The sequence below is a fragment of the Caulobacter flavus genome (assembly GCF_003722335.1).
GTDB lineage: Bacteria > Pseudomonadota > Alphaproteobacteria > Caulobacterales > Caulobacteraceae > Caulobacter > Caulobacter flavus.
The window spans coordinates 2598004-2621844 of record NZ_CP026100.1 but is presented as its reverse complement, the minus strand read 5'-3'; the positions used below and the strand labels follow the sequence as shown (position 1 = coordinate 2621844).

The following is a 23841-nucleotide window of genomic DNA, read 5'->3' as shown; positions in this document are numbered from 1 at the left end:
CTCCCGAAACGAAAAACGCCGCGACAGCCGATCAGCTGTCGCGGCGTTTTTGATGTCTGAGACACCCTTCATCCGTCGGCTACGCCGACACCTTCTCCCGCAAGTGGAGAAGGATCAGGACGGTTCTCAGTCCAGCGCGCCGATGTACGGCAGGCCGCGGCTCTTGCCTTCGTCATCGAGGCCGTAGCCGACGAGGTAGCGGGCCGGGGCCTCCCAGGCCACGAAGTCGGGCTCCATGCCGCGCGAGGTCGGCCAGGGCTTGCGGGCGAAGACGGCGGTCAGCACTTCGCTGGCGCCGGCGTCCTTCACCAGGCGAGCGGCTTCCGACAGCGACAGGCCGGTGTCGAACACGTCGTCGACCACCAGGGCGCGGCGGCCGACCAGCGGGCGCTGCAGGTCGGCGCGCACTTCGCAGCGGCCGGTGCTCTTGCGCTCGTCGTGGTACGAGGCCAGCCACAGGGCGTCGAAGCGGACGTTGCGGCCCGCCTTCCAGAGGGCGCGGGTCAGGTCGGCGGCGAACCACAGACCGCCGGTCAGCAGGCAGACGGCGACGGTGTCGTCGTCGATGCGCGGGGCGATCTGGCGGGCCAGGGCCTCCACCCGCTCGGCGATTTCTTGCTCGGAAATGAGCACTTCGGGGCGGGCGGTATCGGTCATGTCAGGGGATCTTGGTCAATGATGGTCGGCGGCGGCGGCCGGTTCGGCCGCTCCGGTCTCATGACCGGGGGCGTCGTGTCCAGCCCCTTCCGCCGCGGAATCGCTCGCATGGGCCTCATCGGCGGCATGATCCGTGGTCGGCGTGTCCTGGGCGCCGCGCAGTTCGGGCTCGCCGTGGCCGGCCTTGGCGGGCCCAAGGCCCGTCTTGACGGCGTGGGCGGCGCCCTTCTCGACGGCGAAGCCGACCTCGAGGATCTGGGCGCTGGACGGCGGGTCCAGCAGGGTGACCGAGAAATGGCGGGTCTGGCCCGGCGGGATGATCGGGTCGGCGGCGGCGGCCAGCTGGCCGGCCACCCGCTTCTGGCCCTTGTTCAGCAGAGCGATGCGCAGCGGCGGGGCCGAGACAGGCTTTTCGGTGATGTTGCGGATCACGCCGGTGACCGTCAGGGCGGCGCGGCCGTCCTGCATCGAGGGCTGGGCGCGGAGGCTGCTCTCCTCGACGATCAGGCCCACGGTGTTGATCGGCTTGCCGACCATGGCGTAGGCGCCCGCCGTGCTGGGCAGCAGCTTGCCGATGTTCAAGTTGAAGACCCAGGCGCCCAGCAGCACCAGCACCACGAAGGCGGCCATCGAGGCCCAGACGATGCCGGTGGTCTTGGCTTCCTTCAGGCGGCGCTCGGCGTCGGCGCGAGCGCGGAACACCTTGGGCAGCTCCTCGCCCGGCAGCGCGCTGACCGGCGGCTCGGGCTCGTCTTCCAAGGCGTGCAGGGGATCGATCGAGGCCGAAGCGGCGGCGGCGTCGTTGGCCGGCCCGGAGGCGGCCGCGGCGGGCGGCGGCGCGTCGAACAGATCCTCGTCGGCGGCTTCTTCGTTACGCGCGGTCCAGCGCGCGCCGCACGAGGCGCAGCGCACGACACGACCGGCCGACCCGACCTTGGCGTCGTCGACGAAATACCGGCTGGCGCACTCGGGACAGGTCAGTATCATGGCCGCGAATCGGTCATCCCCGCTTTACAGCATTGGAGGTCGCCGATTTTAACCCTGATGTCCAGAAACCCCATCGACACACCCTTGCGGACCGGCGCAGATCACGACCCCGACGCCGTCCCCGTGGTCCGTTTCGAAGGCGTCTCCATGCGCTACGGGCGGGGCCCCGAAACCCTGCGCGACATCGGCTTTTCCCTTGCCCCGGGCTCGTTTCACTTCCTCACCGGCGCCTCGGGCGCGGGCAAGAGCTCGCTGCTCAAGCTGATCTACCTGGCCCACCGTGCGTCACGGGGTCGCGTGGAGCTGTTCGGCCGCGACGTGAACCTGGTTCCGGCCGCCGACCTGCCGTTCCTGCGCCGCCGCATCGGCGTGGTGTTCCAGGAGTTCCGCCTGCTCGAGCACCTGTCGGTGTTCGACAACGCCGGCCTGCCGCTGCGCATCGCCGGCCGCAAGCCCAACACCTATCGCGACGACGTCGCCGAGTTGCTGCACTGGGTGGGCCTTGGCGAGCGCATGCACGCCCTGCCGGCCACGCTTTCGGGCGGCGAGAAGCAGCGCCTGGCCATCGCCCGCGCCGTCGTCGACCGGCCCGACATCCTCCTGGCCGACGAACCCACCGGCAATGTCGACCCGGCCATGTCGCTGCGCCTGCTGCGCCTGTTCGTCGAGCTCAACCGCCTGGGCACCACGGTCCTGATCGCCACCCACGACGAGGAGCTGGTGGCCCGCGCCGCCCGCCCCGTCCTGCATCTCGAGCACGGCCGTCTGGTCGACGCAGGCGAGGCGCGATGAGCGGCCCCTTCGATCTCAACCGCTGGAAGCCCGGCCCGCTGCTGCCGCCGCGCGACGCCCGCGACGGGGCGCTGGTGTTCGTCGTCGCGGTGCTGTGCTTCCTGGCCTGCCTGACCGCCCTGGCCGCGCTCGCCGCCAACCGCGCCGCCGAGGGCTGGACCGCCCAGCTGACCGGCTCGGCCACCGTCGTCGTCCGCGCCAAGGCCGGCGAGACGCCCGACAGCGCCGCCGCCCGGGCCGCCGAGACCCTGGCCGGGGTCAAGGGCGTGGTCCAGGCCCAGGCGCTCACCAAGGACAAGGCCGAGGCCCTGCTCGAGCCGTGGATCGGCCGCGACGCCCTGGTGGCCGACCTGCCGACCCCGCGCCTGGTCACCCTCGACCTCGATCCCAAGGCCCCGGCCACCGCCGCGGCCCTGACCAAGGCCCTGCACGAGGCCGCCGTCGACGCCGTGGTCGACGACCACAGCCGCTGGATCGCCGACATCGAGCGCGGCGCGGGCGTGGCCCGCTGGGCGGCGCTGGGGGTCTTCGGCCTGATCGCCGCCGCCACGGCCGCCGTCATCACCTTCGCCACCCGCGCGGGCCTGGCCGCCCGGCACGAGGTGATCGAGGTCCTGCACCACTCCGGCGCCGAGGCGCCGTTCATCGCCCGCCTGTTCCAGAACCGCTTCGCAGCCATGGCCGCCAGCGCGGGCTTGCTCGGCGGGCTCGCGGCGGTCATCGTCGGGATCGCGGCGCGGCTGGCGGGGGGCGGCACGGGTCTGACGCCGGTTCTGCCGCTGGCGTGGATCGACCTTCTGGCGCCCCTGCCCTGCCCGCTGATCGCCGCCCTGGTCGCGGGGCTGGCCGCGCGCGCCGCGGCCCTCCGCCTGCTGAAGGACATGCCGTGAAGAGCATCGCCGCCTTCCTGATCGTGGTGATGATCTGGGTGCTGGGCCTGCTGGCCTTCACCTCGCGGGTGGAGCGCTCGACCCCCGCCGCCGACCCGCCCGTCGCCGACGGCGTGGTGGTGCTGACCGGCGCCTCGAACCTACGGCTGGAGGCGGCCACCAAGCTGCTCGAGGCCGGCAAGGGCAAGCGCCTGCTGATCTCCGGCGTCAACCGCGAGGCTACCCGCGCCGACGTGCTGGACGTGACCAAGGCCGTCAAGCCGATCTACGACTGCTGCGTGGACCTGGGCTTCGCCGCCGCCGACACCGTCGGCAACGCCCGCGAGACCGCCGAGTGGGCCAAGGCCCGGGGCTATACCAGCCTGATCGTCGTCACCGCCGACTATCACATGCCGCGTTCGATGCTGGAGCTGCGCGCCACCATGCCCGACGTCGAGCTCTCCGCCTATCCGGTGGCCACCGAGAGCCTGAACGCCCGCCGCTGGTGGAAGCGTTCGCACACCGCCCGGCGGATGATCGTGGAATACTGCAAGTACCTGGCGATCCTGGGGCGCGAGGCGTTCCTGAACCTGGGTCCGAAAGACAAGCCCGCCGAGACGTCGGCGAAGAGGTAAAGACTCTTGATCTATCTGCGCTCGTTCCTGTTCCAGCTGTTCTTCTGGCTGTGGTCGGCGACCATGGCCATCCTGATGCTGGTGACCCTGCCGCTGCCGCGCCCGATCAACCGGGCCGCCATGCGGTTCTGGTCGCGGGGCGTGATCCTGGGCCTGCGCATCCTGGCGGGCGTTCGGGTCGAGGTGCGGGGCGAGGTCCCGACGGGTCCGGCCCTGGTGGCCGCCAAGCATCAGTCGATGTTCGACGTCTTCAGCCAGTTCGCCATCATGCCCGACGCCTGCTTCGTGATGAAGAAGGAGCTCCTGATGGTGCCGCTGTTCGGGTGGCACGGCCTGAAGGCCAAGATGATCGTCGTCGACCGCGACGGCCATTCGGCGGCCCTGAAGAAACTGGTGCGCGATAGCGTGGATCGCATGAAGGAGACCCGCCAGGTCGTGATCTTCCCCGAAGGCACCCGGGGCAAGGTCGGCCAGCCCGGCGACTACAAGCCCGGCATCGCCGCGCTCTATCGCGAACTGGAACTGCCGGTCACCCCGCTGGCCCTGAACTGCGGCCAGCACTGGCAGCACAAGAGCCTGCTGATCAAGCCGGGCGTCATCGTCTTCGAATACCTGCCGCCCATCCCCGCCGGCCTCAAGCGCGGCGAGTTCATGCGCGAACTGCAGACCAGGATCGACGGCGCGACCAAGGCGCTGGAGGATTCGGGGCTGTAAGGTCCTCCCCCTGAAGGGGGAGGTGTCGGCGAAGCCGACGGAGGGGGTAGTGACTGCTCCCGTCGGCGGCCTGGACAGCTTCGGAAGGGACTTCCCCCTCCGGCCCTCCGGGCCACCTCCCCCTTCAGGGGGAGGATCTAGAGCCCTCCCGCGCCTCGACCATCTTCAGCAGCGCCTCCATCGCGTGATCGCGCACTCCGTCCTCGCGCAGGTGCATGACCAGATCCCGCAGATAGTCGATGTTCGGCCCCGACAGGCCCTTGGCGCCGGCGATCAGTTCCGCCTGCTGCTCCAGCGTCAGCGCCCCGGCCCACTGGCCGTGCTTGCGGTCGGACAGGAACACCAGGGCCGGAACCTCGCCGTCGCCGTCGATGCGCAGCTTCGACCAGGCCTCGAAATAGGTCTCGGTCGGCTGCTCGCGTTCGCGCAGATAGGCGTAGACCTCGGGCCAGGCGGCCTGCGCCACCCGATAGGCCACGCCGCGCACCGAACCGCCGGGCGCCAGGCCCAGCACTAGGCCCGGCCGCTCGTAGGTGCCCCGATGATGCACCGAATAGATGCAGAAGGCGCGCCTGCGCCCATGGAGAACCGCCGTTCTTCGGTCTATGAACGGGAACCCGGGCCGCCACATCAGCGATCCGTAACCGAACACCCAACGATCGCCGCCTTCCGGCTGCTCGCTCGACACGCCCAAAACCCTCACCGACCGGAACAGCCCCTTCGCCCATGACCCATAGCGACCCGACGCCGTCCCGCAAGCCCCGCCGTCGCGGCCTCGCCTTGCCTTTCGTGCTCGCGGCCCTGGTCTGCATCGCCTGGAGCGTCGGCTGGTTCTATCTGCGCAACGAGATGATCAAGCGGATGGACGCCACGTCGGCGCACCTGAAGGCCGAGGGCTACGACCTGTCGTGGACCAAACGTGACGTCACCGGCTTTCCGTTCCGCCTCGACGTAAGGCTGGAGAACGCCCGCGTCGCCGAGCCCACCGGCTGGGCCGTGCGCGCGCCGGAGCTGAAGGGCGAGGCCATGATCTACGGCATCGGCCACTGGATCATCGTGGCCCCCGCCGGCGTGGTGCTGACCCGCCCCGAGAAGGGCGACGTGGCGATCACGGGACAGGCCCTGCGCGCCAGCCTTGCCGGCTTCGACCAGCACCCGCCGCGCGTCTCGGTCGAGGGCTCCAAGCTTCTGTTCACCACCGCCGCCGGCGTCGAACCGTTCCCGATCAGCTCCACCGAAGCCCTGCAGCTGCATCTGCGCCCCGGCCCCGACGACCAGGGCGCGATCCTGTTCAAGGCCGACGGCGCCAAGGTGGCGCTCACCGGCCTGCTGGGCCGCATCGCCCAGGACCGCACCGCGTCGCTGTACTGGGACTCGCGCCTGTCGAAGGCCTCGGCCCTGCGCGGCGACAACTGGACGGACGCCGTGCGCGACTGGACCGCCGCCGGCGGGGCCATCACCGTCGAGAGTGGCAAGCTGACCGCCGGCGACGCCCTGATCGAGGCAAGGTCGGGCGCCCTGACGATCGACGATCTGGGCCGGCTGCAAGGCGCCCTCGACGTCACCGTGCGCGAGAAGCCGACCCCGACCGAGGCCATCACCGACGCCCGCTCGGCCGTGGCCGCCGTCGCCGCGGCGGCCGGCAAGGACCCGACGCTCAGCGCCACCCTGCTGTTCCAGGACGGCCGCACGCGCCTGGGTCCGTTCGACACGGGCCCATCGCCGCAGGTCTATGTTCCGCGCTAGGCGAGCGATACGCCCCTGCGCGCCCGTTTGCGCGGGCGCTGAGACGGTCGTAGCCTCCGACCATGTGGTTGCTGGCCCTCTGCCTTTCCCTCGCCCTCCCACGACAGGAGGACGAACTGCTGCGCATGCATATCGCTCCCAGTACGTGGGCGACGGCGCTTTCTGAATTCGACGGCAAGCCGGTCAAGCGCCGGGACGTAGCGGCCATCATGTGCGTCGGGCGCGAGCCACGCTCCATGATGTGCGGCTGGAAACAGCGATCCCGCGGGCGGTGGGTCCAATATTCGCAATATGCCGACTTGAGCGAGAACCACGTCCGGCTGTTGCCCGGCGAGCGCGTCAGGGAAGCCGCCCGCCGGCGATAGCGCCCGAGGGCGCGCCACCGAACGACGCAATTTCCTTCCCCGGCGACGCGGCTATTGCACCCTTCGCGGCAAGGACTATGTTCCGCCCCTCATTTTCGGGGATAGACATGGGTCGCGACGCGGACGAGACGCCGCCCTCGCTGGACGAGGTCCGATGGCGCATCGACGCCATCGATAGCCAACTGCTCGCGCTGATCGACGAGCGGGCTGGACTGTCGCGCGCCGTGGCCGCGGCCAAGCAGGCCGCCGGCGACACGGGTTTCGGTTTGCGCCCGGGCCGCGAGGCCCTGATCGTCCGCAAACTGCTGTCGGCGCAGCGCAACGACGCCCCCGACGGCCTCGTCATCCGCATCTGGCGCGAGCTGATGGCCGACAGCCTGTCGCGCCAGGGTCCGTTCCACCTGACGGTCTGGGGCGACGGCCGCACCGTCGAGCTGGCCCGCCTGCGCTTCGGCGCCGCGCCGCCGATGACCGTGGTCGCGTCCGACAAGGACGCCCTGGCCGCCGCCAGGACGCCGTGGGGCGTCTCGGTGCTGGGCCTGCAGCCGGGCAGCGCCTGGTGGGCGCGCCTGCTGGCCGAGCCGACGCTGAACGTCTTCGCCGCCCTGCCCTGCCTGACCCGCTGGGGCCCGCAGGCCGCCTTCGCGGTCGCCCAGGTCGAGGTCGAGCCCACCGGCGGCGACCAGACCTTCTGGGTGACCGACAGCGCCAAGAGCGCCGCCGCCATCGTCGAGGCCCTGGGCGCAGACGGCGTGGCGGCCGAGCCGCTGGCCGAGGCCGGCGGCCTGAAGCTCTTTTCGCTGTCGGGCTTCTACCAGCGCGACGACGAGCGCCTGGCCCGCGCGCCGGGCCAGCTGACCGGCGTCATCGGGGCTGCGCCGGTTCCCTTCGACGTGTAAGAAGGCCCCGCTTTTCGTAAGGGGCGCAGAGCCGCCCGCCGAGACCCGTGATGACCGCTTCCGACCGTTCCGCCTCGCCTCGCCCGCTGCCCAAGCCGGGCATCCTCGACATCGCCGCCTATGTCGGCGGCAAGTCGAAGGTCGAGGGGATCGCCCATCCGGTGAAGCTGTCCAGCAACGAGAACGTCCTGGGCTGCAGCGAGAAGGCCAAGGCCGCCTATCGCGACGCCGTCGACCGGCTGCACGTCTATCCGGACGGCAAGTCCAACGCCCTGCGCACTGCCGTCGCCGAACGCTACGGCCTGGAGCCCGAGCGCCTGACCTTCGGCGACGGCAGCGACGAGATCTTCGCCCTGCTGTGCCAGGTCTATCTCGAGCCGGGCGACAACATCGTCCAGGGCGAGCACGGCTTCGCCGCCTACGCGATCGGCGCCCGCGCCTGCCAGGCCGAGGTCCGCTTCGCCAAGGAGCCCAAGCGCCGCATCGACCTGGAGGAGACGGTCAAGCTGGTCGACGAGCGCACGCGCCTCGTCTTCATCGCCAACCCGGCCAACCCCACCGGCACCTGGCTGACCGGCGAGGAGATCCGCAGCATTCACGCGGCCCTGCCGCCGTCGGTGATCCTGGTGCTTGACGGCGCCTATGCCGAGTTCGCGACCGATCCGCGCTTCGAGGACGGCCTGGCCCTGGCGCGCGAAACCCAGAACGTCATCGTCACCCGCACCTTCTCGAAGATCCACGGCCTGGCCGCCCTGCGCGTGGGCTGGGGCTATGCCGACTTCGGGATCATCGACCCGATCGAGCGCATCCGTCCGCCGTTCAACACCTCGATCCCCGGCCAGGAAGCCGCCATCGCCGCCCTGGCCGACCGTGAGTTCGAGGCCGCCTCGGTGGCGCTGGTCGAGCAGTGGCGCCCCTGGCTGGCCCAGCAACTGGGCGGCCTTGGCCTGACCGTCACCCCGTCGGCGGCCAATTTCGTGCTGGTCGACTTCCCCTCGACCCCGGGCAAGACCGCGCTGGACGCCGAGGCCTTCCTGGCCAGCAAGGGCTATCTCGTCCGGGCCGTGGCCAATTACGGACTGCCGGAATCGATCCGCATCACCATCGGCCGCGAAGAGCACAACCGCGCCGTCGTCGACCTGCTGGCGCAGTTCGTCGCCCGATGAGCCCCACCGGCCTGCTCTATCCCAAGATGACCGTCGTCGGCGCCGGCCTGATCGGCGGCTCGGTGATCCTGGCCGCGCGCGCCCATGGCGTGGTCGGCGAAGTCACCATCGCCGACGCCAGCGAGGCCCACCGCGCCCGCGCGCTGGAAATCGGCCTGGCCGACCACGTCACCGGCGACCTCGCCGAGGCCGTCAAGGACGCCGACCTGGTGGTCATCGCCACGCCGGTGCTGTCGATCGGCGACGTCGCCGCCGCCGTCGCCCCGCACCTCAAGCCCGGCGCCACCCTGACCGACGTCGGCTCGACCAAGGCCACTATCGCCGAGGCCTTCCGCTCGCCCGCCCTGGCCAAGGTGTTCCCGATCCCCGGCCATCCGATCGCCGGCACCGAGCAGTCGGGCCCCGACGCCGGTTTCGCCGAGCTGTTCGAAGGTCGCTGGACCATCCTGACCCCGCTGGCCGACCGCGAGGACGAGGCCTACGCCGCCGCCGTCGCCAAGCTGTCGACGTTCTGGCGTTCGTTCGGCGCCCAGGTCGAACTGATGGAGGAAAAGCACCACGACCTCGTGCTGGCCGTCGTCTCGCACCTGCCGCACCTGATCGCCTACACCATCGTCGGCAGCGCGGCGGACCTGGAGAACGTCACCGAGAACGAGGTCATCAAGTATTCGGCCTCGGGCTTCCGCGACTTCACCCGCATCGCCGCCAGCGATCCGACCATGTGGCGCGACATCTTCGTGGCCAACAAGGACGCGGTGCTGGAGATGCTGGGCCGCTTCACCGAGGACCTGCAGGCCATGAGCCGCGCCATCCGCTGGGGCGACGCCGACACCCTGCACGCCCACTTCACCCGCACGCGGGCGATCCGGAGAGGCATCGTGGCCGCCGGCCAGGAAAGCGCCGAGCCGAACTTCGGCCGGGATCGAGGCAAGCACTAGCTCTCGCTCCCTCTCTCTTTGAGAGAGGGATCAGGTGAGTCGCTGGACTATTTTACACTCGTATAGCAAGCTCTCCCCAGCCGCCTCCTGGGGAGAGAGACGATGCCTGACACCCGCGACGCCGTGATCATTGGCGGAGGCCACAACGGCCTCGTCTGCGCCTTCTACCTGGCCAGGGCCGGGATGAAGGTCACCGTCTGCGAGGCGCGCGGCTTGGTCGGCGGGGCGGCGGTGACCGAGGAGTTCCACCCCGGCTTTCGCAACTCCGTCGCCAGCTACACGGTCAGCCTGCTCAATCCGCGCGTCATCGCCGATATGGACCTGCACGGCTTTGGCCTGACCTTCCTCGAACGGCCGATCTCCAACTTCCTGCCGATCGACGACAGCCGCTTCCTCAAGCTCGGCGGCGGGCTGGAGCGCACGCAAGCCGAGTTCCGCAAGTACAGCCGCCGCGACGCCGAGGTGCTGCCCGCCTACTACGCCATGCTCGACGAGATCGGCGACGTGCTGCGCGACCTGGCCCAGGAGACCCCGCCCAACCTGGGCGACGGCCTGCCGGGGATCCTGCGGGCCCTGCGCCAGGGCGGGCGGCTGGCCATGCTGTCGCGCGAACGCAAGCGCGACCTGCTCGACCTGTTCACCAAGAGCGCCCGGGATTTCCTGAACGGCTGGTTCGAGAGCGAGCCGGTCAAGGCCGCCTTCGGCTTCGACGCCGTGGTCGGCAACTACGCCAGCCCCGACACGCCAGGCTCGGCCTATGTGCTGCTGCACCATACCTTCGGCGAGGTGAACGGCAAGAAGGGCGCCTGGGGCCACGCGGTCGGCGGCATGGGGGCGATCACCCAGGCCATGGCGAAGGCCTGCGAGAAGGCCGGGGTCGAGATCCTGCTCGACGCCCCCGTCGAGGCCGTCCATGTCGACGGGAACAGGGCCGTGGGCGTGCAACTGGTCGACGGCCGCCAGATCATGGCCCCGATCGTCAGCGCCAACGTCAACCCGGCCCTGCTCTACAGGAAGCTCGTGCCGCCCTCGGCCCTGCCGGCCGACTTCAGAAAGGCCATCGACGGCTACAAGAACGGCTCGGGCACCTTCCGCATGAACGTGGCCCTGTCGGAACTGCCCGACTTCACCTGCCTGCCCGGCAAGGCCGTCGCCGAGCATCACCAGAGCGGGATCGTCATCGCCCCCAGCCTCGACTACATGGACGCGGCCTATCGCGACGCCAAGGCCGGCGGCATGAGCCGCGCCCCCATCGTCGAGATGCTGATCCCCTCGACGCTGGACACTTCCCTCGCCCCGCCCGGCCAGCACGTGGCCAGCCTGTTCTGCCAGCAGTTCGCGCCCACCCTGCCCGACGCCCGCTCGTGGGACGACGAGCGCGAGGCCGCCGCCGACCTGATCATCGATACGGTCGACAGGTGGGCCCCCAACTTCAAGGCCTCGGTGCTGGGCCGCGTGATCCTGTCGCCGCTGGACCTGGAGCGGAAGTTCGGCCTGATCGGCGGCGACATCATGCACGGCCACATGAGCCTGGATCAGTTGTGGGCCACGCGTCCGCTGCTGGGCCACGCCAGCCATCGGGCGCCGATCAGGGGCCTCTACATGTGCGGCGCGGGCACGCATCCCGGCGGCGGCGTCTCGGGCAATCCGGGCCGCAACGCCGCGCGCGAGATCCTGCGCGACAAGGACTTCGCCACGGCGGTGAAGCTGGCCGTGGCGGGGCGGTGAGAGGCGTCATGGCCTTTTCCCCAGCCAGTCCAATTCCGCCTTCCTCGCCCCTGTGGCGAGGACCCATCGTTCAGCCGCTCAGATCGCGCGGTCACGGGCGAGGCAGCGGCGGCTGCGCCATGGATCCTCGCCACAGGGGCGAGGAAGACGGCGTTGTTTATGCAGCGTGCGATTGCGGAGGGGAAATCCAACCATGACCGCCCTGCCCAACCACGACCCCCTCGGCGACTGGGGCCTGCCCGGCTGGATCTACGGCTCCGAGCGGTTCTTCCGCGAGGAGCAGGACAAGGTCTTTCGGCCGTCCTGGCAGATCGTCTGCCACCTCAACGACATTCCGAAAGCCGGCGATTTCCACACCTTCGACTTCGTGGGCGAAAGCCTGGTCGTGATGCGCGGCAAGGACGGCGGGGCGCGGGCGTTCGCGAACGTCTGCCGGCACCGGGGCGCGCGGCTGCTGGACGGCCCTACGGGCCGCTGCGGCCGCATCGTCTGCCCCTACCACGCCTGGACCTACGACCTGGAGGGCCGGCTGATCGGCGTGCCGATGCGCGACGACTATCCGGCGCTCGACATGGCCAGGGAGGGACTGGCCAGGATCGACACCGAGATCTGGCGCGGCTTCGTCTTCATGCGGCTGGAGGGAGACGGCCCGTCCGTCGCCGAGATGATGGCCCCCTACGAGCACGAGGTGGCGCACTACCGGTTCGAGGCGTTGCAGCCGTTCGGCCGCGTCACCCTGCGGCCGCGCGACGTCAACTGGAAGAACATCAGCGACAACTACTCGGACGGCCTGCACATCCCCATCGCCCATCCGGGCCTGACCCGCCTGTTCGGCAAGGGCTATGGCGTCGAGGCGCAGGCGTGGGTCGACAAGATGTGGGGCCAGCTGATCGACGAGCCGTCGAACGCGCCGTCCGAGCGCCTCTACCAGGATCTTCTGCCCGACGTCCCGCACCTGCCAGGCGACCGCAAGCGCCTCTGGACCTACTTCAAGCTCTGGCCGAACTTCGCCTTCGACATCTATCCCGACCAGGTGGACTTCATGCAGTTCATCCCGGTCTCGGCCGGCAGGACCATCATCCGCGAGATCGCCTACGCCCTGCCCGACGCGCGCCGCGAGATGAAGGCCGCGCGCTATCTGAACTGGCGCATCAACCGCCAGGTCAACGCCGAGGACACCGAGCTGGTGGCCCGCGTCCAGCAGGGCATGGCCTCGCGCACCTTCACGGCGGGGCCGCTGGCGACGTCGGAGGTCTCGTTGAGGAGCTTCGGCCGCAAGCTGCGGGCGCTGATCCCCGAGAGCCGCCTGCCGCGCCCGCCGGAGGGGTGGTGATGGGTGGGACCAATCTTCTCCCTTCCCCCTTGATGGGGGAAGGGTCGGGGATGGGGGTGACGCGGCGGTTCGGCCGGCAAGGCCGCACCACCCCCACCCAACCCTCCCCCATCAAGGGGGAGGGCTAAGTCTTGCGTGCCCCCTTCACCCGCGAGGCCGCCGACGTCCGCCGTCAGGCCCTGGTCGTCGCCGCCGAGGCCGTGCTGGCCCGCGAGGGCGTGGCGGGAACCTCGGTGCGGGCGATCTGCGCCGAGGCGGGCGTCTCGGCCGGACTGCTGCGGCACTATTTCGAAGGCGTCGACGAGCTGATCGCCGCGGCCTACGAAGCGGTGGACCAGAGGATAGACGCGGCGCTGGAGACGGCGGTGACGGGAGCCGGGAAAGACCCCCGCGTCCGGCTGTCGGCCTATCTGGCCGCCAGCTTCGCCCCGCCGGTGCTGGACCCGGACCTGCTGGCCGCCTGGATCGGTTTCTGGGGCCTGGTGAAGACCAAGCCGCGCATCGCCGCCATACACGCGGCCTCCTACGCGGCCTATCGCGCGCGGCTCGAGACCCTGCTGGCCGATTGCGGTGCGCGCGAGCGGCGACTGGCCGCCATCGCCCTGACGGCGATGGTCGACGGATTGTGGCTGGAGCTGTGCCTGGATCCCAGCGCCTTCGCGCCCGCCGACGCGATCCGGGCGCTGGAGACGGCGGCCAACGCCTGGACGACATAAAAAAAGGCCGCCCCGACGGATCGGAGCGGCCTGAAGTCAGCCTAGATTCGAACGGAAGGATCAGGCCGCGACGGCGGCGCCAGCGGCCAGGCCCTTGCGGCCCCAGGTCGGGCGGCGGGCTTCCGGCTCGGCCACGTGGACCTCGGCGTAGCGGCCCTGGCTGGTCATGTGGCGGGCCAGCAGCTGGGCCAGGGCCACGGCCTCGTGCTGGCTGGGGCACGAGCTGATCAGGTCGGGCGAGTCGTTCCAGGTCACGTGCCAGACGCCGGCGACGGGACGGACGTAGTAGTGGTTCGAGTCGGCCATGGGGAGGCTCCTGCATCGAGGCTGACGCCAGCTTTCCCCCACGGACCGCTTCGCGACAGCTGTTTCAATGCTGCACAGCAACATTGAGTTGCAGCGCACAATGCACATGCCGCGCCAGCTGGGAAACGGTTAATTTCCCGGCAACACCTCGTCCTTGTAGATAACCCCGCCCTTCATCACCTTGGCCACGGCGGCCAGCACCCCGACGTCGGCCAGCGGGTCGCCCGCCACGGCGATCAGGTCGGCGTAGCAGCCGGCCTGGGCGCAGCCGACGTCCTTCTCCTTGCCCATCAGCATCGCGGCGCTGGTCGTGGCCGACTGGATCGCCTGCATCGGCGTCATGCCGTACCTGACCATGTAGGGCAGCTGGCGCGCGTTCAGCCCATGCGGATAGACCCCGGCGTCGGTGCCGTAGGCGATGCGCACGCCAGCCTTCACCGCCTTGCGGAAGCCTTCCCGCTGGGCGTCGGTGGTCTCGCGGTTCTTGCGCAGGGTCTCGGCCGGCCAGCCGTTCTTCGTGCCGATCTCGTCGATGTAGTCGCCGTTGTAGATGTCGGCGACCAGCCAGGCGCCCCTGGCCTTCATAAGGGCGATCCCCTCGTCGTCGATCAGCGAGCCGTGCTCGATCGATCGCACGCCGGCCCGCACCGCGACCTTGATCCCCTCGGCCCCATGGGCGTGGGCGGTGGCGTAGGTCCCGCGCTTGCCGGCCTCCTCGACGGCGGCCTCGATCTCTTCGCGGGAGAGCTCCAGCTGGCCCGGCTCGGTGCCGACCGTCAGCACCGCGCCGGTGGCGATCAGCTTCAGGAAATCAGCGCCGTGCACGAGGATGTCGCGGGTCTTGCGATGGACGTCCGCCACGTCCTCGACCAGGCCCCGCCGCATCTCGGCCGGGATGACCACGTCGGGCGCCAGGCCCGTCACCTCCCCGCCTCCGCCAGGTGTCGTCACATAGGCGCCGGCCACCGACATGCGCGGCCCCGCAACCAGCCCCTTGTCGATGGCGTCCCTCAGCGCCACGTCGCCGAACGCGCGCCAGGTTCCGACGTCGCGCACGCTGGTGAAACCGGCCATCAGGGTCGTCCGGGCGTGGGCCGCGCCGATATAGGCCTGCTCGGCGGCGCTGGTCAGCAGCGGCTCGGCGATGTTCTCGGTCTGCTCCTGGTCGACGATGTGGGTGTGCATGTCGATCAGGCCAGGCAGCACCGTCAGGCCCGACCAGTCGCGCACCGGACCGTCGGCCGGCGCGCCGCTCCAGGCGCTCACCGCCGTGATCCGTCCGCCCTCGATACGGATCAGCCGGTCGCTCAGCACCTTGCCCGCGACCGGATCCACCAGCCGGCCGGCCCGTACGTACGACACCTCGGGCGCGGCCCAGGCCTGGACGGGCAGGGTCGCCAGCAGCGCCGCGGCGGCCAGGGTCGAGCGCAGGATCATGCGAAAGGCCTCATGCACGCGCCGCGCGGCGCATCAGCAGATGGACGGGAAGGCCGGCGGCCAGCAGCACCAGGCCCCACATCACGGCCTCCTTGCCCGCGCCGAACAGGGTGAAGACCGCGTAGAGCCCCGCCAGGATCGCCACCACCGTGAGCGGCCGCGAGCCGTGAACCTGTCCGTCCTTCTGCAGCTTCAGCGCCGCCAGGGCGCAGGCTAGGTAGGTGAACAGCGAAGCCGTGGTCGCCAGCAGGGCGATGAAGGTGAAGAGGTCGGCCATCGACTTGGCGTAGTTGATGCCGACCAGCGCGGTTAGGAACAGGCCCGAGACCAGGTGAGCCCGCACCGGCGTCCCTCGGCTGGACGACTTGGCCAGGAAGGCCGGGAATACCCCGCCCCGGGCCATGGCGTAGGGCATCTCGCCCTGCAGCAGAACCCAGCCGTTGAGCGCGCCGAAGGCGCTGATCGCGGCGAAGGCGGCCACGGCCATGGCCGCGCCCGAGCCCCAGAACCGGCCGATGAACTCGGCCATCGGAGCGTTGGAGGCCTTCAGGGCGTCGGGCGGCGACAGCAGCACCACCGCCGAGCAGACCAAGAGGTAGACGACGCCGGTGAAGGCCGCGCCGAACAGCGTGGCCCGGGGGATGGTCCGGGCCGGGTCCTTGACCTTGTCTGCCGGCACGGTGGCCGACTCCAGGCCAAGCAACGCCCACAGGGTCAGGGCCGAGGCGGCGACCAGGCCGGGGCCGCCCAGCTGCGCCGTGTCCAGCGGCGCGGTGACGGCGGCCGCGCCGTCGCGGCCCAGCAGCCGGGCCGACAGGCCCAGTACGGCCGCCAGCGGCAAGAGCTTGAGCACCGTGGTCACCACCTGCACCTCGCCGGCCAGACGCGCGCCCAGGCAGTTCACCCCGATCAGTCCCCAGATCAGCCCCAGGGTGACCAGGGCGTGCAGGCCGGGCGTCTTGGCGATGGCCGGGACCAGCACCGACAGATAGCTGACCGCGCCGGTGGCGATGGCCGCGTTGCCCACCCACAGCGAGATCCAGTAGGCCCAGGCCACGACGAAGCCCGCCGTCCTGCCGAACGCCTCCTGGGTGTAGGCATAGGGACCGCCCTCGCGCGGCAGGGCCGCCGACAGCCGGGCGAAGACGAAGGCCAGGCAGAGGCCGCCGGCGATGGTGACGATCCAGCCCAGCACGCCGTTCCAGCCGTAAGGCGCCAGCGACGCGGGCAGCATGAACACGCCCGAGCCGATCATGTTGCCCACGACCAGGGCGCTGCACATCCAGAAGCCGAGGGCCTTGGGAGACGAACTACTGCTCATATGGCCATGCTTTCACCGCCGCCCCGGCCGCGCAACCGCCCCGTCTCGCGACGAGGCGGCCGTCCGTGGTCAGAACTTCTGGCCGAACTTCACGCCGAAGGTCCGGGGCTTGTTGGGGATCACATAGACCTTGTCGGCGCAGACCGCCTCGGCGCACTGCACGAACCGGCTGGTGCTGGCCCGCTCGTCCGTCAGGTTGACGATGAACGCCGAGATCGACCAGCTGTCGCGCGCGAAGCCCGACGACACGTCGAAGGTGACGTAGCCCTGCTGCTTGCCCAAGATCGCCGCCTCGACCGTGCGCAGGTCGGAATAGGACGAGGTCTGGCCCACCGCCGAGGCCTGCACGAAGGCGTCGAAGTCGTTCCAGTCGAACTCGTAGCGCGCGGTCAGGTTGGCCTTGAACTTCGGCGTGATCGGCAGCCGGGTCCCCTTGGGCGCCTGCGGCCCGTCGGGGAAGTCGGCCGAACCGACCGGACAGTCGGTGATCGGCACGCCCGCGCTGTCGGTGGCGCCGCAGTAGTTGGCCGTCAGCTTGGCGTCGGTGTAGGCGGCCGCGGCGTTGACGGTGAAGCCCTCGGCGACCGCGATCGTCAGGTCCGTTTCTGCGCCCTTGATCTCGGCCTCGTTGGCGTTCTTGATCTCGGTCAGGCCGTTGGCCCCCAGGATCGAGAACTGGAACTTGTTCCACTTCTCCAGATAGACCGCGCCGTTCCAGCGGAAGCGGTTCTGGGCCCAGCTGGTCTTCCAGCCGAACTCGTAGTTCTTCAGATAGTCCGACAGATAGGGCGGCAGGGTCCCGCGCCGGTTGATGCCGCCGGGTCGGTAGCCCTCCGAATAGGTCACGTAGACCAGCTTGGCCGGATCGATCTTGTAGGTCAGGTTCAGCTTGGGCGTGTTGCCCGTCTCCTTCACCCGCTTGTCGAGGTTGGTGCAGGGCGAGCCGGCGATCACCGGCCCCTTGAAGCAGGCCCGCTCGCCCGTCGAGCCGTAGCCCGCGCCATAGCCGTAGAAGCCCACCAGCGAGTTGTCGGCCTCGAAGAAGCGGATGCCGGCCGTCGCCGTCAGGTTGGGCAGGATGTCGAACGACACCTCGCCGAACGCGGCCCTGTCGCGGTCGACGCGCTTCTGCTCGGTCAGCCAGATGGTGCCCGGATGCCCCGTCGGCGACAGCGACGGACCAAGCGCGTCGATCTGGTAGTCCTGGTGGATGCCGTGCGCCTGGCGCTGGTAGAACAGGCCCGCCACGAAGCGCAGGCGCTTCTCCTGCGGCGAGCTGACCCGCAGTTCGTGGCTGATGCGGTTGTAGCGGTCCTTGCCCTCGATGTACTGCGATGGATCCACCGGGTTTCCGGCGTCGTCGGTCCAGTAGGCGCCGTAGCCGTACAGCGTGTCGTAGAAGTACGAGTAGTCGGTGTAGTCCTGCTCGGTGTCGGTCGTGCGCTGCAGGTACGAGCCGGCATAGACGATGTCGAGGTTGCTGATCTTGCCCTCGACCGTCATCGCCGCCTGCCACCAGCGGTCGTCAGCGCTTTCCGGATAGTAGTGGCCGACCTTCAGGTCGCCGATGTCGGGGTCGTAGCCGAAGAAGCCGCCGCTCTTCTGCACCTGGCCCATGACCTGGGGCGTGACCGTCCAGTTCTCGCCCAGCTCGACCTTCACCGCCGCCCGCGCGCCGTGGGTCTCGACCTCGTTGTAGTTCTTCTTGGTGACGCCGTCGTTGTCGATGGTCACGCCCGAGGTCGGGTAGGTCCGCGTCGAGGGCACGTTGTCGATGTAGCCGGCGTCGCGCTTGCTCCAGCCGACCAGGCGCACGGCCACGGTGTCCGACAGCGGCTGGTTGACGAAACCCTCGGCGACGTAGCCCGTGCCGCCCGCCTCGACCTTGTTGAGCTCGATGTCGTAGCCGGCCTTGAAGCCGGCAGTGCTGGGCTTGTTGGTGATGATGCGGATGGTGCCGGCCTGCGAGCTGGCGCCGTACAGCGTGCCCTGCGGCCCGGCCAGGGCCTCTACCCGCTCGATGTCGTAGATGTGGACGTCGAGCGCGCCCTGAATCGTGGTGATCGGCTGTTCGTCCAGATAGATGCCCACGCTGGGCAGCGAGCCGGAGTGGTTGCCGTCGCCGCCGCTGGCGACGCCGCGCATGTAGACCTGGTTGAAGCCCGGGCCCGAGCCCTGGAACGACACGCTGGGCAGGAACTTCACGTAGTCGGCGAAGTTGGCGACCTCCAGCTGCTCCAGCTTGGCCTGCCCCAGCGCCTGGATGCTGACCGGCACGTCCTGCAGGTTCTCCGAGCGCTTCTGGGCGGTGACGACCACCTCTTCCAGCGCCACCCCGCCTTCCTGCGCCATCGCCGCCCCGCAAAGCGCGCTGCTCGACATCAGGGCCGTGACCAGCAGGCCCGACCTCATTGTTTTTGAACGCCTAATCGACACGTGTTCACTCCTTGGCCCCAGAGAGAACAACGTTCGTTCAATGTCGTGAGCCCGACAATCCGGCGTAGCTTGGCGACCGCGCAATTCACCGGACTGTTGCAAAAACGGCAGCGCCGTCTTCCGGTGGTCAAATAACAGGCGCGGCGGGATAGGCGGCCAGGACGGGCCCCAGCGCCGCCTTCAGCGGATCGAGCCACGGCTCATAGTTGCGCCACTGGTCGACCCCGTCCTTGAAAATCGGCTGGCGCACCTGTTCGGAGCTGGCGGTGCGCACGGCGCGGTCGTTCTGGTGGAAATCCAGGCACGCCGCCTCGAACGGCAGGCCGCAATGGTCCAGCAGGCGGCGGATCTGGCCCTCCGGGTCCTCGACCATCGCCTCGTAGATCACCCGGTGCACGCGCCCCGGCAGCACCGCGTCGAAATGGGCCATCAGGTCGACGTAGTCGGCATAGTAGCGGCCGATGTCCTCCAGGCCGTAGCTGAAGGTCTGGCCCCGCGCGAAGTGCTGCTTGAAGCCCGAGAAGCAGCAGCCCAGCGGATGGCGGCGGGCGTCGATGATCCTGGCGTTCGGCAGCATCAGGTGGATCAGCCCGGCGTGCGCGAAGTTGTTGGGCATCTTGTCGACGAAGAACGGCCGGTCGGTCTTGCGCTGCACCCGGGTGCGCTCGAGGTACTCCTCGCCCAGGGCCCTCAGGGCGTCGGCGTCCAGTTGCGCGAGGGCTTCGGGATAGAGCCCCTCGCCCCGCCGTCCTCCCAGCCGCTTGGCGATGGCGATGACGTCGGGCAGCTCCATCGTGCCCTCGACCTGCGAGTGGCTGGCCAGGATCTGCTCGACCAGGGTAGAGCCCGAGCGCGGCAGGCCCACCACGAAGATCGGATCGGGCGCCGGGCTGCCCCAGCCCTTGCGCTCGGCGAAGAAGGCCGGCGTGAACAGCGCCTTGCTGCGCGCGGCGTGAGCGCTGGTCTCGTCGGCGTCGTAGCGGATCTGGGCCCGGCGCAGCGCCGCGCCTTCGCTGTAGTGGCCGAAGCTGTCTTCGTAGGCCCCGGCGTCCTCGAGGGCCTTGCCCAGGGCGTAGTGCAGGTGGAAGCGGTCCTCGTCGGCCAGGGCGTCGCTCGCCAGTTGCCCCCGCATGACCGTCAGGTCCTCGTCCGAGAACCGCAGGGTCTTGAGGTTGGCCAGGCTCCACCAGGCCTCGCCCAGCATCGGCGCCTGCTCGACGGCCCTGCGATAGGCGGCCTCGCATTCGGCCCGCTGGCCCAGGGTCTTCAGGGCGTGGCCATAGCTCATCCAGCCCTTGGGCTGGTGCGGATGTCGGGCCAGCACGTCGCGATAGATCGCCGTCGCCGCCTCGTACTCGCCGATCCGCACCAGGGCCGCGGCGCGCAGGTTGGCGTAGGCCGGATGGCGCGGGTCGGCCCGCTGCAGCAGGTCCAGTTCGCCCAGCGCCTCCAGCGTCTTGTTCTGGCGATAGAGCACGGTGGCCAGATTGTGCCGCGCGGCGGTGAAGCCCGGGGCGAAGGCCAGGGTCTGGGTCAGGATCCGCTCGGCGTCGTCGTAGCGGCCCAGGCGCGCGGCCACTTCGGCCAGCATCCGCAGCGCCGCCGGCTCGTCGGGGCGAGCCCTCAGATAGGCGCGCAGGTCGTGCTCGGCTTCGGACAATCGTCCCTCGACCAGGGCGCAGGCCGCGGCGATCAGCGCCGGCTCGCGCACCGAAGCCTGCACCTGCCGGTCGCCGGCGGCCTGGGCGCCGGCCATGTCGCCCAGCACCGTCAGGGCGACCGAAAGCGCCCGCCAGGCCTCGCCCAGATTGGGATCCAGCGCGGTCGCCCGCCGCAGCGCCGCCGTCGCCTCCTGCGTGCGGCCCAGGTCCAGCAGCACGAGGCCGTGCTCCAGTTGCACGTCCGGCGCCTGGGGCAGGCCGCGCGACAGCGGATCGATCACGGGCAGGGCGGCGGCCGCATCGCCCGACAGCCGCAGCGCCGCGGCCAGGATCAGGGTTGCGCCGGGATGGCGCGGAACGGCTTCCAATATGGCCAGGGCCTGCTCGCGCGCCATGTCCGGATCGCGCGCCAGCAGCCGCGCCGCATGGCCCAGCGCATCGGCGAGACTGCCCGTCGGCTCCGAAACCTGCCCCTGCATCTCACCCCGCGACGCTCGTTACGACGAGCATCGGAGAACGCCGGTGGGCGAGTGTCAATCCGTCAGAGCGCGTCCTGCGAAGAGGCCCGTCGTCTGCCAAAGAAGTGGTCGGCGTCGCTCTCTTGGCCCCTCTCGAAGAGAGGGGCTCAAACCTCAGCCGCCGTTCGCGTCGACGGCGATGATCACCGGCTTGCCGCGCGACCAAGGCTCCCAGCCGGCCTGGAGGGCCGAGGCGATGGCGGCGGCCACCAGCTTCTTGGGCACCTGTTCGGCCTTCAGCTGCGGCGCGCCGTAGCGGGGCTGCTCGCCCGGCGGAAACTCGATCACCACCTCGCGCTTGCCTTCGACGTGATGCACGCAGATCGCCATGCCGTGCCGTTCGACCGGGTCCTTGGACCAGTGGGGCGTGCGTTGCAGCCGCCAGACATAGGTCTCGCCGTCGATCTCGACTTCAAATTCGGGGTTCAGCTTGGTTCGCGCCATGGGGAGGTGTTAGCCCGCCGGACGGGTCGAAGCCAACAGTCGCTTGACTCATTTCGACGATTAGCTAATCGTCTCACCATGAGCCACGTCTTCAAGGCCCTCTCCGATCCCACCCGCCGGCGGGTGCTGCAGCTCCTGCGCAAGGGGCCGCTCAGCGCCGGCGAACTCAGCGACCAGTTCGACGTCTCCAAGCCGACGATGTCGGCGCATTTCGCGGTGCTGAGGGAGGCCGACCTCGTCCACGCCGAGAAGGCGGGCAAGTCGGTCATCTACCACCTGAAGCTCTCGGTGCTGGAAGAGGCGCTGCTGGGCTTTGTCCACTCGTTCGGCGTCGGGGAGGAAGCGCCCAGGCCCGAAGCATCCAGGTCCAAAGAGGAGATCGCGAGATGAACAAGGAAGTGGTCGTCGACCTCGGCTGGGGCGTCGGCATCGTCGTGCTGGCCCTGGCAGCCAGCCTCGCGCGTCAGCAAGGCCTGATCGACACCGACACGGTCAACCGGCTGGTCATGGGCGCCATCGGCCTGATGGTGGCCTGGTTCGGCAACCGCATGCCCAAGCGGTTCGTCCCCAGCCCCCTGGCCCGACGGGTCAATCGCGTCGGCGGCTGGTCCCTGGCGTTGAGTGGCCTGGTCTATGCCGGGCTCTGGGCCTTCGGGCCCTTCGACGTGGCGGTCGTGGGCGGCTGCGCCGCGATCCTGGCCGGACTGGCCGTCACCATCGGCTACTGCCTGGTGCTGCGAAGCCGGTCCAAGGCCCTATAGCCGGTCGCGCAGCGCGTACCAGGACAGCCCCGCCACCGTCAGCGGCCAGCGCAGCAGCCGGCCGCCCGGAAACGGCGGGGTCGGCAGGCGCGACAGCAGATCCACTCCAGCCGTCTCGCCCAGGGCCGCATCGGCCAGCAGCTTGCCGAACCACGGCGCCAGCATCACCCCCTGCCCCGAATAGCCGGCCGCCACCCGCACCCCCGGCGCCAGTTCGCGCACATAGGGCGAGCGGTGCACGGTGATCCCAAGGGTCCCGCCCCAGGCGTGGGTCACCTTCACCTCGGCCAGGTCCGGATAGATCTTCAGCATGTGGCGGCGCACGAAGTTCGGCAGGTCGGGCGGAAACCCCGGCCGGTAGTTCTCGCCGCCGCCGAACAGCAGCCGGCCGTCCGGCGTCTTGCGGAAGTAGTTCACCACGAAGCGGCTGTCGGCCACGGCGGCGTTGGAGCGGATGATCGTCTCGGCGCGGTCTCCCAATGGTTCCGTGGCCAGGATGAAGTTGTTGATCGGCATGACCCGGGCGCGGGCCTGCCCCCCGGCCAGCTCGTCCAGATAGCCGTCGCCGGTCAGGATCAGCTGGTCGCACAGCACCCGGCCGGCCGCCGTCTCGACCACGATCCGTCCGCCCTCGCGCCGCCAGCTTCTGGCCCGGCTGCGCTCGTGGATGATCGCGCCCCTGGCCATGGCCGCGCGGGCTAGGCCCAGCGTCAGGTTCAGCGGATGCAGGTGGCCGCCGCCGTTGTCGCGCACGCCGCCATGGTAGACGCCCGTGCCCAGGTCGTCGGCCAGGGCTTCCTCGTCGATCGGCTCCAGTTCGTGATAGCCGTAGCGGGCGGCCATGAACTCGATGTGGTCGAGGTCCTCGCCCTCGCCGTCCGGCCTGTGGCGGGCATGGATCATGCCGGGAACGAAGTCGCAGGCGATGGCGTGCTCGGCGATCGTCGCGGCCAGATGCGAGCGGGCGTCCAGCGACATCTTCCACAGCGCCATGGCGTCGTCGCGCCCGACCGACTTCTCCAGCCAGGCCTGGTCGTTGCGCTGGCCCATGTGAACCTGGCCGCCGTTGCGCCCCGAAGCGCCGGAACCGACCTGGGCGGCCTCAAGCACCACGACCGGCGCCCCGCGCGAGGCCAGTTCCAGCGCCGCGCCCAGGCCCGTGTAGCCCGCGCCGACCACGCAGACGTCGGCGGTGACCTCGCCGTCGAGGGCGGGCAGCGGCGGCAGGTCGTGCGCCGTGGCGGCATACCAGGAGGTGGAGGGGTGGCCGGAGTTCAACATCTCCCTTCCCCCTTGATGGGGGAAGGGTCGGGGATGGGGGTGAAGCGACGCCGGCCGCACCAGGAACGCTTCGCGTTCACCCCCATCCGACCGCTTCGCGGCCACCTTCCCCCATCAAGGGGGAAGGGGTG

24 protein-coding genes are annotated in these 23841 nt (G+C 70.0%); 14 read left to right on the top strand and 10 right to left on the bottom strand.

Features of this window, described 5'->3' with window-relative positions; all coding sequences use genetic code 11:
• Positions 1-126: 126 nt before the first annotated feature.
• Positions 127-657 (bottom strand): phosphoribosyltransferase, encoded by a 531-nt coding sequence (locus C1707_RS12105; RefSeq protein ID WP_101712587.1) that lies wholly within the window; start codon positions 655-657, stop codon positions 127-129.
• A 15-nt stretch (positions 658-672) separates the two neighbouring features.
• A complete protein-coding gene (locus C1707_RS12100) occupies positions 673-1644 on the bottom strand; it encodes an MJ0042-type zinc finger domain-containing protein (RefSeq protein WP_101712586.1) in 972 nt (323 codons plus the stop codon).
• Positions 1645-1701: 57 nt separating this feature from the next.
• On the opposite strand from C1707_RS12100, the gene ftsE reads away from it, so the two are divergent.
• The 4 genes from ftsE to C1707_RS12080 are packed head-to-tail and all read left to right on the top strand — an operon-like array spanning position 1702 to position 4654.
• A complete protein-coding gene (gene ftsE / locus C1707_RS12095) occupies positions 1702-2436 on the top strand; it encodes a cell division ATP-binding protein FtsE (protein WP_164467337.1) in 735 nt (244 codons plus the stop codon).
• Positions 2433-3326: a cell division protein FtsX gene (locus C1707_RS12090; protein WP_101712585.1), complete on the top strand. Its 894-nt coding sequence runs from the start codon at positions 2433-2435 to the stop codon at positions 3324-3326. Before ftsE ends, C1707_RS12090 begins: the two co-directional genes overlap by 4 nt.
• A complete protein-coding gene (locus C1707_RS12085; RefSeq protein ID WP_101712584.1) occupies positions 3323-3940 on the top strand; it encodes a YdcF family protein in 618 nt (205 codons plus the stop codon). The genes C1707_RS12090 and C1707_RS12085 overlap by 4 nt, the downstream gene beginning before the upstream one ends.
• Positions 3941-3946: 6 nt before the next feature.
• A complete protein-coding gene (locus C1707_RS12080) occupies positions 3947-4654 on the top strand; it encodes a lysophospholipid acyltransferase family protein (RefSeq protein WP_101712583.1) in 708 nt (235 codons plus the stop codon).
• Between the two features lie 124 nt (positions 4655-4778).
• Here C1707_RS12080 and C1707_RS12075 read toward each other — a convergent pair whose 3' ends face one another.
• Entirely contained in the window at positions 4779-5342 is a 564-nt protein-coding gene (locus C1707_RS12075) for a gamma-glutamylcyclotransferase (RefSeq protein WP_101712671.1), read from the bottom strand.
• A 38-nt stretch (positions 5343-5380) separates the two neighbouring features.
• Here C1707_RS12075 and C1707_RS12070 point away from each other — a divergent pair, with 38 nt between their 5' ends.
• The 8 genes from C1707_RS12070 to C1707_RS12035 all read left to right on the top strand — a co-directional run bounded on the left by C1707_RS12070 (position 5381) and on the right by C1707_RS12035 (position 13545).
• On the top strand, positions 5381-6400 hold the full coding sequence (locus C1707_RS12070) for a DUF2125 domain-containing protein (protein ID WP_101712582.1): 1020 nt from the start codon (positions 5381-5383) through the stop codon (positions 6398-6400).
• Positions 6401-6462: 62 nt separating this feature from the next.
• A complete protein-coding gene (locus C1707_RS12065) occupies positions 6463-6765 on the top strand; it encodes a hypothetical protein (protein ID WP_101712581.1) in 303 nt (100 codons plus the stop codon).
• 107 nt (positions 6766-6872) lie between these two features.
• Positions 6873-7664 carry a chorismate mutase gene (locus C1707_RS12060; RefSeq protein WP_101712580.1) on the top strand — a complete coding sequence of 264 codons (792 nt, stop codon included), beginning with the start codon at positions 6873-6875 and terminating at the stop codon, positions 7662-7664.
• Positions 7665-7714: 50 nt separating this feature from the next.
• On the top strand, positions 7715-8830 hold the full coding sequence (gene hisC / locus C1707_RS12055) for a histidinol-phosphate transaminase (RefSeq protein ID WP_101712579.1): 1116 nt from the start codon (positions 7715-7717) through the stop codon (positions 8828-8830).
• A complete protein-coding gene (locus C1707_RS12050; RefSeq protein ID WP_101712578.1) occupies positions 8827-9768 on the top strand; it encodes a prephenate/arogenate dehydrogenase family protein in 942 nt (313 codons plus the stop codon). The genes hisC and C1707_RS12050 overlap by 4 nt, the downstream gene beginning before the upstream one ends.
• A gap of 102 nt (positions 9769-9870) precedes the next feature.
• On the top strand, positions 9871-11496 hold the full coding sequence (locus tag C1707_RS12045) for a phytoene desaturase family protein (protein ID WP_101712577.1): 1626 nt from the start codon (positions 9871-9873) through the stop codon (positions 11494-11496).
• 193 nt (positions 11497-11689) lie between these two features.
• Positions 11690-12829, top strand: a complete 1140-nt coding sequence (locus C1707_RS12040; protein ID WP_101712576.1) for an aromatic ring-hydroxylating oxygenase subunit alpha — start codon at positions 11690-11692, stop codon at positions 12827-12829.
• Positions 12830-12960: 131 nt separating this feature from the next.
• Positions 12961-13545 carry a TetR/AcrR family transcriptional regulator gene (locus C1707_RS12035; protein ID WP_101712575.1) on the top strand — a complete coding sequence of 195 codons (585 nt, stop codon included), beginning with the start codon at positions 12961-12963 and terminating at the stop codon, positions 13543-13545.
• A 60-nt stretch (positions 13546-13605) separates the two neighbouring features.
• Here C1707_RS12035 and C1707_RS12030 read toward each other — a convergent pair whose 3' ends face one another.
• From C1707_RS12030 to C1707_RS12005, 6 genes are all read right to left on the bottom strand, one after another.
• A complete protein-coding gene (locus C1707_RS12030; RefSeq protein WP_101712574.1) occupies positions 13606-13851 on the bottom strand; it encodes a hypothetical protein in 246 nt (81 codons plus the stop codon).
• A gap of 129 nt (positions 13852-13980) precedes the next feature.
• On the bottom strand, positions 13981-15288 hold the full coding sequence (locus C1707_RS12025) for a Xaa-Pro dipeptidase (protein ID WP_101712573.1): 1308 nt from the start codon (positions 15286-15288) through the stop codon (positions 13981-13983).
• Positions 15289-15298: 10 nt separating this feature from the next.
• Complete coding sequence (locus C1707_RS12020) at positions 15299-16609, bottom strand: APC family permease (protein WP_101712572.1); 1311 nt, start codon at positions 16607-16609, stop codon at positions 15299-15301.
• A gap of 69 nt (positions 16610-16678) precedes the next feature.
• Positions 16679-19021: a TonB-dependent receptor gene (locus C1707_RS12015; RefSeq protein WP_101712571.1), complete on the bottom strand. Its 2343-nt coding sequence runs from the start codon at positions 19019-19021 to the stop codon at positions 16679-16681.
• 151 nt (positions 19022-19172) lie between these two features.
• Positions 19173-21185: a tetratricopeptide repeat-containing sulfotransferase family protein gene (locus C1707_RS12010; protein ID WP_101712570.1), complete on the bottom strand. Its 2013-nt coding sequence runs from the start codon at positions 21183-21185 to the stop codon at positions 19173-19175.
• Between the two features lie 153 nt (positions 21186-21338).
• Positions 21339-21668 (bottom strand): hypothetical protein, encoded by a 330-nt coding sequence (locus C1707_RS12005; RefSeq protein ID WP_101712569.1) that lies wholly within the window; start codon positions 21666-21668, stop codon positions 21339-21341.
• A 78-nt stretch (positions 21669-21746) separates the two neighbouring features.
• Between C1707_RS12005 and C1707_RS12000 the strand changes: the two genes are divergently transcribed.
• On the top strand, positions 21747-22058 hold the full coding sequence (locus C1707_RS12000) for an autorepressor SdpR family transcription factor (protein ID WP_101712568.1): 312 nt from the start codon (positions 21747-21749) through the stop codon (positions 22056-22058).
• Positions 22055-22429 (top strand): SdpI family protein, encoded by a 375-nt coding sequence (locus C1707_RS11995; RefSeq protein WP_180896915.1) that lies wholly within the window; start codon positions 22055-22057, stop codon positions 22427-22429. Before C1707_RS12000 ends, C1707_RS11995 begins: the two co-directional genes overlap by 4 nt.
• Here the strand turns inward: C1707_RS11995 and C1707_RS11990 are convergent.
• A complete protein-coding gene (locus C1707_RS11990) occupies positions 22424-23710 on the bottom strand; it encodes an NAD(P)/FAD-dependent oxidoreductase (protein ID WP_101712567.1) in 1287 nt (428 codons plus the stop codon). The two genes, C1707_RS11995 and C1707_RS11990, sit on opposite strands and share 6 nt — an antisense overlap.
• Between the last annotated feature and the right edge of the window lie 131 nt (positions 23711-23841).

Excerpts from the sequence above, each read along its gene's own strand:
- C1707_RS12105 (WP_101712587.1), bottom strand. The coding sequence starts at position 657 with ATGACCGATACCGCCCGCCCCGAAGTGCTCATTTCCGAGCAAGAAATC.
- C1707_RS12100 (WP_101712586.1), bottom strand. The coding sequence starts at position 1,644 with ATGATACTGACCTGTCCCGAGTGCGCCAGCCGGTATTTCGTCGACGAC.
- ftsE (WP_164467337.1), top strand. The coding sequence starts at position 1,702 with ATGTCCAGAAACCCCATCGACACACCCTTGCGGACCGGCGCAGATCAC.
- C1707_RS12090 (WP_101712585.1), top strand. The coding sequence starts at position 2,433 with ATGAGCGGCCCCTTCGATCTCAACCGCTGGAAGCCCGGCCCGCTGCTG.
- C1707_RS12070 (WP_101712582.1), top strand. The coding sequence starts at position 5,381 with ATGACCCATAGCGACCCGACGCCGTCCCGCAAGCCCCGCCGTCGCGGC.
- C1707_RS12065 (WP_101712581.1), top strand. The coding sequence starts at position 6,463 with ATGTGGTTGCTGGCCCTCTGCCTTTCCCTCGCCCTCCCACGACAGGAG.
- C1707_RS12060 (WP_101712580.1), top strand. The coding sequence starts at position 6,873 with ATGGGTCGCGACGCGGACGAGACGCCGCCCTCGCTGGACGAGGTCCGA.
- hisC (WP_101712579.1), top strand. The coding sequence starts at position 7,715 with ATGACCGCTTCCGACCGTTCCGCCTCGCCTCGCCCGCTGCCCAAGCCG.
- C1707_RS12050 (WP_101712578.1), top strand. The coding sequence starts at position 8,827 with ATGAGCCCCACCGGCCTGCTCTATCCCAAGATGACCGTCGTCGGCGCC.
- C1707_RS12045 (WP_101712577.1), top strand. The coding sequence starts at position 9,871 with ATGCCTGACACCCGCGACGCCGTGATCATTGGCGGAGGCCACAACGGC.
- C1707_RS12040 (WP_101712576.1), top strand. The coding sequence starts at position 11,690 with ATGACCGCCCTGCCCAACCACGACCCCCTCGGCGACTGGGGCCTGCCC.
- C1707_RS12030 (WP_101712574.1), bottom strand. The coding sequence starts at position 13,851 with ATGGCCGACTCGAACCACTACTACGTCCGTCCCGTCGCCGGCGTCTGG.
- C1707_RS12025 (WP_101712573.1), bottom strand. The coding sequence starts at position 15,288 with ATGATCCTGCGCTCGACCCTGGCCGCCGCGGCGCTGCTGGCGACCCTG.
- C1707_RS12020 (WP_101712572.1), bottom strand. The coding sequence starts at position 16,609 with ATGAGCAGTAGTTCGTCTCCCAAGGCCCTCGGCTTCTGGATGTGCAGC.
- C1707_RS12015 (WP_101712571.1), bottom strand. The coding sequence starts at position 19,021 with ATGAGGTCGGGCCTGCTGGTCACGGCCCTGATGTCGAGCAGCGCGCTT.
- C1707_RS12010 (WP_101712570.1), bottom strand. The coding sequence starts at position 21,185 with ATGCAGGGGCAGGTTTCGGAGCCGACGGGCAGTCTCGCCGATGCGCTG.
- C1707_RS12005 (WP_101712569.1), bottom strand. The coding sequence starts at position 21,668 with ATGGCGCGAACCAAGCTGAACCCCGAATTTGAAGTCGAGATCGACGGC.
- C1707_RS12000 (WP_101712568.1), top strand. The coding sequence starts at position 21,747 with ATGAGCCACGTCTTCAAGGCCCTCTCCGATCCCACCCGCCGGCGGGTG.
- C1707_RS11995 (WP_180896915.1), top strand. The coding sequence starts at position 22,055 with ATGAACAAGGAAGTGGTCGTCGACCTCGGCTGGGGCGTCGGCATCGTC.
- C1707_RS11990 (WP_101712567.1), bottom strand. The coding sequence starts at position 23,710 with ATGTTGAACTCCGGCCACCCCTCCACCTCCTGGTATGCCGCCACGGCG.